Source organism: uncultured Caballeronia sp., assembly GCF_964243625.1.
Lineage (GTDB): Bacteria > Pseudomonadota > Gammaproteobacteria > Burkholderiales > Burkholderiaceae > Caballeronia.
In genome coordinates, this window is sequence record NZ_CAXTGZ010000258.1 from 1 (window position 1) to 8,154 (window position 8,154).

The window sequence follows — 8,154 nt, forward strand, 5'->3', positions numbered from 1 at the left end:
GACGATGAACATCCGGCTGGTATCGCCGAAATAGCCTTCCTTGATCACCGTGATGTCGATATTCAGCGCGTCACCGTTCTTCAGCGCCTTGTCGCCGGGAATGCCGTGACAGATCACGTCATTGAGCGAAATGCAGGTGGCTTTTGGATACGGCGGGTAACCCGGCGGCTGATAATTCAGCGGCGCGGGAACCGTGTGCTGGACGTTCGTCATGTATTCATGGCACAGCCGGTCGAGTTCGCCGGTAGTCACGCCGGCCACGATGTGAGGCGTGATGAAATCGAGCACCTCGCTCGCGAGCCGGCAGGCGATGCGCATTTGCGCAATATCGTGATCGTTTTTCAGCGTGATGGACATGACTTGTATCGAAAATGCGTGTTAGCGGCTTGAAACGCCAATCGCGCATTATCGCACCTTAGGCGGCACGCCGCAGCGGAAAACCAGTGAGGTTTGCGCCAAAAGCGCCGCCCGGCGCGGCACCGGCGGCTTTGGTGCATCCGGAAACGCAGTTCGGAACGACTTCTTGCAGCCCGTCAGGCAGCTTGAAACGCGACATTGGTGCGTGATATACTCGCTGGCTAAGTCTGCATCCACTTTGCAATCGTCTTTTCAATGCCTTTTTCCAGAAACCCCGGTTTCCGGGCAAGCCGGCGAAAAGCCCATCGAGAAGAGATCGGACTTGAATCGCAAGCCGGCGCACCCAGGGTGTCCGACGCCTCGAAAAGCTAAGAAACACGAGGCGCCCGATGCGGCAGCCGGCTTAAGACCCAACCCTCGCGGAGAACTCTCATGGCAGTAACAATGCGTCAAATGCTGGAAGCCGGTGTCCACTTCGGTCACCAAACGCGCTTCTGGAATCCGAAGATGGCTCCGTTCATTTTCGGTCATCGCAACAAGATTCACATTATCAACCTCGAAAAAACGCTGCCGATGTACAACGACGCGCTGAAGTACGTGCGTCAACTGGCAGCAAATCGCGGCACGATCCTGTTCGTCGGCACGAAGCGTCAGTCGCGTGACACGGTGGCAGAAGAGGCGCAACGCGCTGGCATGCCGTTCGTGAACGCACGCTGGCTCGGCGGCATGCTGACCAACTTCAAGACGCTGAAGGTATCGATCAAGCGCCTGAAGGACATGGAAGCAGCGCTGGAAGCCGGTGAAACGGAACGCATGAGCAAGAAGGAAGCGCTCCTGTTCGAACGCGAAATGGCCAAGCTCGTGAAGTCGATTGGCGGCGTGAAGGACATGGGCGGCATTCCGGACGCGATTTTCGTGGTTGACGTGGGTTACCACAAGATTGCCGTGACCGAAGCCAAGAAGCTTGGCATTCCGGTTATCGCGGTGGTCGACACGAACCACTCGCCGGAAGGCATCGACTACGTGATCCCGGGTAACGACGACGCCAGCAAGGCTGTCGCGCTGTACACGCAAGGCGTGGCCGACGCGATCCTGGAAGGCCGTTCGAGCGCGGTGAACGAAGTGGTGCAGGCAGTTCGCAGCGGCGAAGGCGACGAGTTCGTTGAAGTCAACGCAGAAGCGTAATTTGCAAAAGATGACGCCGATGTGATGTATCCGGCTAGAAAGGGGGCTTTGCGAAAGGCCCCCTTTTTTTAGCCAGGCTCGTTTGGCCAGCCTCAGTAAGCGCTGAGCAACACGCGGGTCATCGAATAGTGTTGAAGTAACAAGCAGTACCCCATTCTGGCCGCGGGTGATTTTCGCCGGCGGCGCGTGTCAATAGTGCGATTCACGTGCCTTCAAGCTAAGGCTAAGGCACGGCACAGACTCAAGGAGCAAATGATGGCGGCAATTACCGCAAGCATGGTGGCAGAACTGCGCGCAAAGACCGACGCGCCCATGATGGAATGCAAGAAGGCGCTGACCGAAGCCGATGGCGACATGGACCGCGCTGAAGAACTGCTGCGCGTGAAGCTCGGCAACAAGGCGAGCAAGGCTGCATCGCGCGTGACGGCTGAAGGCATCGTCTCGGCGCATATCGCCGACGGCGTGGGCGTTCTGGTCGAACTGAACTGCGAAACCGACTTCGTCGCCAAGAACGACGACTTTCTGGCGTTCGGCAAGACGGTCGCAGAACTGATCGCGAAGAACCATCCGGCTGATGTGGCGGCCCTCTCGGCGCTGCCGCTGGAAAGCTCGACGGTTGATGCAGTGCGCCTCGCACTGATCGGCAAGATCGGTGAAAACGTCTCGGTGCGCCGTTTCGTGCGTTTTGAATCCGCCAACAAGCTCGCTTCGTACCTTCACGGTACGCGCATCGGCGTGCTGGTCGAATTCACGGGCGCGGACGAGCAGGTCGGCAAGGATGTCGCCATGCACGTTGCAGCAATGAAGCCGGTTTCGCTGTCGTCGAACGACGTGCCGGCGGAATTGATCGCGAAGGAACGCAGCATCGCTGAGCAAAAGGCTGCTGAATCGGGCAAGCCGGCTGAAATCGTCGCGAAGATGGTCGACGGCAGCGTGCAGAAATACCTGAAGGAAGTGTCGCTGCTGAACCAGACGTTCGTCAAGAACGACAAGCAGACGATCGAGCAGATGCTGAAGGCCGCAGGCGCATCGGTGCAGAAGTTTGCGCTGTTCGTGGTCGGCGAAGGCATCGAAAAGCGTACGGACGACTTCGCTGCCGAAGTGGCTGCCCAGGTCGCCGCTGCCAAGCAAGGCTGAGAAGCAGGTCCTCGCATGACGTTTCAAGCGGTGGCGGGTGTTCGCAACTGACGCTCAGCCGGCCCGTCCAACCGGGCCGCTCGACCGATGCACAGCTCGCCGCCGTGTTGTCACAGTTTCAAAAAGCAGTCGGATGCGGGTCTGGCGTTCCCATCGAGGAACGCTCGTTCCGTACCCTCATAGCGGCCAAAACCGCGCCGGATGGGCAAACCGGGGTCAACCCGTTATGCCGCCGCGGCTTGCCCAATATGGGATGCTTGCCGTAAATATCGTTTCACCCCTACAGTTCTACGTTGTTGCACTCCCTCTCGGCGCGAAACCGGAAACCTCATATGCCCACAGCCTACAAACGCGTACTCCTCAAACTCTCCGGCGAAGCACTCATGGGCGACGATGCCTTCGGCATCAATCGCGCGACAATCGAAAGGATGGTGGCAGATGTTGCGGAAGTGGTGCGCATGGGCACGCAGCTCGCGGTCGTGATCGGTGGCGGTAATATCTTCCGCGGTGTTGCGGGCGGCGCGGCCGGCATGGACCGTGCAACAGCCGATTACATGGGCATGCTTGCCACCATGATGAACGCGCTGGCTTTGCAGGACGCCATGCGCCATGCCGGTATCGAAGCGCGCGTGCAGTCCGCGCTGCGCATGGACCAGGTGGTCGAGCCGTACATTCGCCCGCGCGCGATTCGTCAGCTCGAAGAAGGAAAAGTGGTTATTTTCGCGGCCGGCACGGGTAACCCGTTCTTCACGACCGATACCGCTGCTGCCCTGCGCGGTGCGGAAGTCGGCGCGGAAGTCGTGCTCAAGGCGACCAAAGTGGACGGTGTATATTCCGCCGATCCCAAGAAAGATGCGAGCGCCACGCGTTACAGCACGATCAGCTTTGACGAAGCGATCGGCAAGAACCTGCAGGTGATGGACGCGACGGCGTTTGCGCTGTGCCGCGACCAGAAGCTGCCGATCCGGGTGTTTTCGATCAATAAACCGGGGGCGCTCAAGCGCATCATCCAGGGCGACGACGAAGGTACGCTCGTCCACGTGTAAACTCTCGCAGTAAGTAACGAAAGCAGGCTTGAGGCCGAGTGCGGGTTCGTTGGGACCGGCGCCCCCCATGCCTGCACTGCGTGTAACAAAGCAAGTACGGAGGCTGAAATGAGTGTGGCTGACATTAGAAAGAGCGTCGACCAGAAGATGCAGAAGTCGATCGAAGCGTTCAAGAACGATCTCGCCAAGATTCGCACGGGTCGCGCCCATACGGGTTTGCTCGATCATATCCAGGTGGATTATTACGGCTCGAGCGTACCTATCTCGCAAGTCGCGAACATGACGCTGATCGACGCGCGCACGATCGGCGTGCAGGCGTGGGAAAAGAAGATGGTGCCGGTGGTGGAAAAGGCGATCCGCGATTCGGATCTCGGCCTGAACCCGTCGAACCAGGGCGACCAGATCCGCGTGCCAATGCCCGCGCTGACGGAAGAACGCCGCCGCGAACTGACGAAAGTGGTGAAAAGCGAAGGCGAAAACGCCAAGATCGCGATTCGCAACCTGCGTCGCGACGCGAACGAGCAACTGAAGAAGCTTGTGAAGGACAAGGAAATCTCCGAGGACGACGAGCGTCGTGCAAGCGATGACGTCCAGAAATTAACTGACAAAAACGTCGCGGAAATCGACAAGCTGGTGGTGTCGAAAGAAGCCGAAATCATGACGGTTTGAGGCCGATCACGGTCTCTTGCGTCGTGCCGGCGCGTCACTCTGTCGATACTAAGATTCAGCGGCCATGACCTATACCAGCTCTACCGTTCGCGTGCCCGATGTCGCGGCTGTCCCGCGTCATATCGCGATCATCATGGACGGCAATGGCCGTTGGGCAACGCAGCGGCGCCTGCCGCGCGTAGCGGGCCACACGCGCGGCGTCGATGCCGTGCGGGCAACGGTCGAAAGCTGTGCGCGCCAGGGCGTCCAGTTCGTGACGTTGTTTGCCTTCAGTTCCGAAAACTGGCGGCGTCCAACTGACGAAGTCTCGTTCCTCATGCGCCTGTTCGTCACGGCGCTTGAGCGGGAAGTCGGCAAGCTGCACGCAAACGGCATCCGTTTGCGGGTGGTGGGCGACACCTCCATGTTCGACGATCGCATCCGCGCGCTGATCCAGCGTGCCGAAACCAAGACGGCGCGCAACACACGCCTGACGCTGACCATTGCGGCGAATTACGGTGGCCGCTGGGACATCATGCAGGCCGCCAGGAAGCTCGCCGAGCAGTCGGTGGAAGAAGGCCGCGTCGTTCCCGTCGACGAAGCGTCGTTCGAGCAGCATCTGGCCATGGCTTATGCGCCCGAGCCGGATCTCTTCATCCGCACGGGCGGGGAGCAGCGCATCAGCAACTTCCTGCTGTGGCAACTGGCCTACACAGAGTTCTATTTCACCGATACCTATTGGCCCGACTTCGACGCCGAGGCGCTCGCACGAGCGCTCGAGTCGTATGGCGAACGCGAACGCCGCTTCGGCCGCACCAGCGCGCAACTCGAACCGCAATCGCAGAAGGCCGATACCCTTTCATGCTAAAGACCCGTGTCATCACGGCAATCGTCTTGCTGGCAGTGCTCCTGCCAATCACGTTTTTCGCACCAGTGGGCGCTTTCGCGGCGCTGATCGCCGTAGTCGTGATCTTCGCGGCCTGGGAATGGGCGCGGCTCCTCAAGCTGGGCGGCGGGACGCCGGTGGTGTACGCAGTGATCGCGGGCGTGGCGCTGGTCGCCAGCACGCGGCTCGGGCTCGGTTACAAACCCCTGTATCAGATGGCCGCAATCTTCTGGGTCCTGGCCGGACCATTTGCGCTCGCCCGGAAACCGGTGCTGGCCGAAGGCGCGTGGCGCGTTTTCCTGTTGTTCGCGGGAATCGTGACGTTTGTGGCGTGCTGGCACGCTTTGGTTGCGGCTCGAACGGTAGGCGTAGCATTCGTGCTATCGCTTCTCCTAGTCGTATGGCTGGCCGACATTGGCGCATACTTCGCCGGAAAAGCGTTTGGCCGCCACAAGCTCGCGCCGTCCATCAGCCCGGGCAAGACCCGCGAAGGCGCGGCTGGCGGCTGGCTGGCGGTGATGGTCGTGGGTTCGGCGGCCGCTGCAACGATGGTTTTTGCGCCAACCCTTTATACGGCGCTCGTGGAGCACCTCGGCTGGCTCGGCGCGCTAATGTCATTGACCGTGCTGACCGTGTTCAGCGTGATCGGCGATCTGTTCGAATCGCTGCTCAAGCGCCAGGCCGGTGTCAAGGATTCGAGCGGATTGCTCCCGGGGCACGGCGGCGTGCTCGACCGGATTGACGCTCTCCTGCCGGTATTGCCGATCGCGCTGTTGTTGCTCGGATCGTTCGGCGGCTAGTTGGCCAGAAAGAGTGGCCACGTGTGCCGGCGTGCAGGTAGCCAGATGCGATGTAGCCAAATGCGCCAAATCGAAGCTAAATCGGCGGCCGGGTTGATCCGGCCAGCCCGCTAAAGAAGGATTTATGCAAAAACGTCTGACTCTGCTCGGCTCAACGGGCTCGATCGGCGAGAGCACGCTTGATGTCGTGGCGCGGCATCCCGACCGGTTCAAGGTCTACGCACTGAGCGCGCATCGCAACGGCGACAAGCTCGTCGATCAGTGCCTGCAGTTCCAGCCGGAAGTCGCGGTCGTAGGTGACGCCAGTACCGCCGAGAAGGTCGCCGCCGCGCTGCGCGAGCAAGGTTGCAAGACCGAGGTGAGCTACGGCCCGCAGGCGCTCGTGGATGTATCGGAGAGTTCGGGTTGCGACACTGTGGTCGCCGCGATCGTCGGCGCCGCAGGGCTCGCGCCCACGCTGGCCGCCGCCCGTGCCGGCAAGCGCATCCTGCTGGCCAACAAGGAAGCGCTGGTCATGTCGGGGCAGATCTTCATCGATGCCGTGCGCGATCACGGCGCCGTCCTGCTGCCGGTGGACAGCGAGCACAACGCCGTGTTCCAGTGCCTGCCACGCGAAGTGGCGCTGCACGGCGGGGTATCGAAGATCATCTTGACGGCGTCGGGCGGACCGTTCCGCACGCGCGACCCGTCGTCGCTCAAGCATGTCACGCCCGACGAAGCCTGCAAGCATCCGAATTGGGCAATGGGCCGCAAGATTTCGGTCGATTCCGCGACCATGATGAACAAGGGTCTCGAAGTGATTGAGGCGCACTGGTTGTTCGACGTGCCGGGATCGCGCATCGAAGTGCTGATTCATCCGCAAAGCGTGATTCATTCGCTGGTGTCCTACGCCGATGGCTCCGTGCTCGCGCAACTCGGCAATCCCGACATGCGCACGCCGATCGCGCATGCGCTGGCGTTCCCGGATCGTGTCGATTCCGGCGTCGCGCAACTGGATCTCGCTCAAATCGCAACGCTCACCTTCGAGAAGCCCGACCTCAAGCGTTTTCCGTGTCTCGCGCTCGCGCTGAAGGCGCTGGAAGCCGGCGGCACGGCAAGCGCGGCGCTCAATGCTGCCAACGAAGTCGCGGTGGAGGCGTTCCTGACGCGCCGTATCGGCTTCATGGCGATTGGCGAAGTGGTCGAGCGCGTGCTGAACGCCATGCCGAACGGCAATGCATCGACGCTAGATGAAGTGCTCGCAGCCGACGCCGAAGCGCGCCGCCTCGCGGGCGAGTTCTCGGCCTTGCTGACCATGGACGCGCCGCAAGCAGAGCGCGTCCTGCATTGAGACGGACATGAACTTCCTGACTGAAATCGTTGCGTTTGTCGTGGCCATCGGCGTCTTGGTCGTCGTCCACGAATTTGGCCATTTCAGCGTCGCACGGCTGTGCGGCGTGAAGGTCCTGCGATTTTCGGTCGGCTTTGGCAAGCCGCTCGTGAAGTGGGTCAGCAAGACCACCGGCACCGAGTGGACGATCTCGGCGTTGCCGCTTGGCGGCTACGTGAAGATGCTCGACGAACGGGAGTCGGACGCGACCATTCCCGAAGCCGATCTGCCGCACGCGTTCAACCGCCAGCCCGTGTTCAAGCGCATCGCGATTGTTGCGGCGGGTCCTGTCTTCAACTTCATTCTCGCCATCCTTTTGTTCGCCGGCGTGTTCGCCGCAGGCGTGTCCGAGCCGGCGGCGATCCTCGCCACGCCGGCAGCCGGTACCGTGGCCGCGAAAGCCGGCTTCGAGGGCGGCGAGACAGTCGTTTCGATGCGCGACATGACGCCCGGCGGCGGTGCGACTGGTGACACGTTGCCGATCCGGTCATGGTCCGACCTGCGCTGGAAGCTGCTCGATGCATCGTTCGACCAGCGCCGCGTCGTGCTCGCGGCCAAGACGAGCGAAGGTACGTTCGATTTTCCTGTGACGGTGGGCAAGGTCGACGACCAGGACATCGATCAGGACTTCATGGACAAGCTCGGCTTCGAACCGGGCGGCGGCACGTTGTCGGTGGCGGGCGTGGAAGCGGGTAGCGCGGCCGCGAAAGCGGGTCTTCAGGCGGG

Annotated in this window: 9 protein-coding genes; 8 read left to right on the forward strand and 1 reads right to left on the reverse strand. The window is 61.3% G+C overall.

Annotated elements, in window-relative coordinates; translation table 11 throughout:
- Positions 1-357, reverse strand: a 357-nt coding sequence (locus ACFFAR_RS17890) for a M24 family metallopeptidase (RefSeq protein ID WP_375508208.1), incomplete at its 3' end; no start/stop codon positions are given.
- A 432-nt stretch (positions 358-789) separates the two neighbouring features.
- Between ACFFAR_RS17890 and rpsB the strand changes: the two genes are divergently transcribed.
- The 8 genes from rpsB to rseP form a co-directional block, all read left to right on the forward strand.
- The gene (rpsB, locus tag ACFFAR_RS17895; protein ID WP_062169803.1) at positions 790-1,542 is read left to right on the forward strand and encodes a 30S ribosomal protein S2; all 753 of its coding nucleotides are present in this window, start codon (positions 790-792) and stop codon (positions 1,540-1,542) included.
- A 255-nt stretch (positions 1,543-1,797) separates the two neighbouring features.
- Positions 1,798-2,679: a translation elongation factor Ts gene (gene tsf / locus ACFFAR_RS17900; RefSeq protein WP_061999153.1), complete on the forward strand. Its 882-nt coding sequence runs from the start codon at positions 1,798-1,800 to the stop codon at positions 2,677-2,679.
- Positions 2,680-3,011: 332 nt separating this feature from the next.
- A complete protein-coding gene (pyrH, locus tag ACFFAR_RS17905; RefSeq protein WP_056352704.1) occupies positions 3,012-3,725 on the forward strand; it encodes a UMP kinase in 714 nt (237 codons plus the stop codon).
- A gap of 108 nt (positions 3,726-3,833) precedes the next feature.
- The gene (gene frr / locus ACFFAR_RS17910) at positions 3,834-4,394 is read left to right on the forward strand and encodes a ribosome recycling factor (RefSeq protein ID WP_056352706.1); all 561 of its coding nucleotides are present in this window, start codon (positions 3,834-3,836) and stop codon (positions 4,392-4,394) included.
- A 64-nt stretch (positions 4,395-4,458) separates the two neighbouring features.
- Positions 4,459-5,241 (forward strand): polyprenyl diphosphate synthase, encoded by a 783-nt coding sequence (gene uppS, locus ACFFAR_RS17915; protein ID WP_061999154.1) that lies wholly within the window; start codon positions 4,459-4,461, stop codon positions 5,239-5,241.
- Complete coding sequence (locus ACFFAR_RS17920) at positions 5,235-6,059, forward strand: phosphatidate cytidylyltransferase (RefSeq protein WP_075359985.1); 825 nt, start codon at positions 5,235-5,237, stop codon at positions 6,057-6,059. The genes uppS and ACFFAR_RS17920 overlap by 7 nt, the downstream gene beginning before the upstream one ends.
- 124 nt (positions 6,060-6,183) lie before the next feature.
- Positions 6,184-7,389, forward strand: coding sequence for a 1-deoxy-D-xylulose-5-phosphate reductoisomerase (locus ACFFAR_RS17925; protein ID WP_075359984.1), 1,206 nt, complete (start codon positions 6,184-6,186; stop codon positions 7,387-7,389).
- 7 nt (positions 7,390-7,396) lie between these two features.
- On the forward strand, positions 7,397-8,154 hold a 758-nt coding region (gene rseP / locus ACFFAR_RS17930; protein WP_174363560.1), incomplete at its 3' end, for an RIP metalloprotease RseP.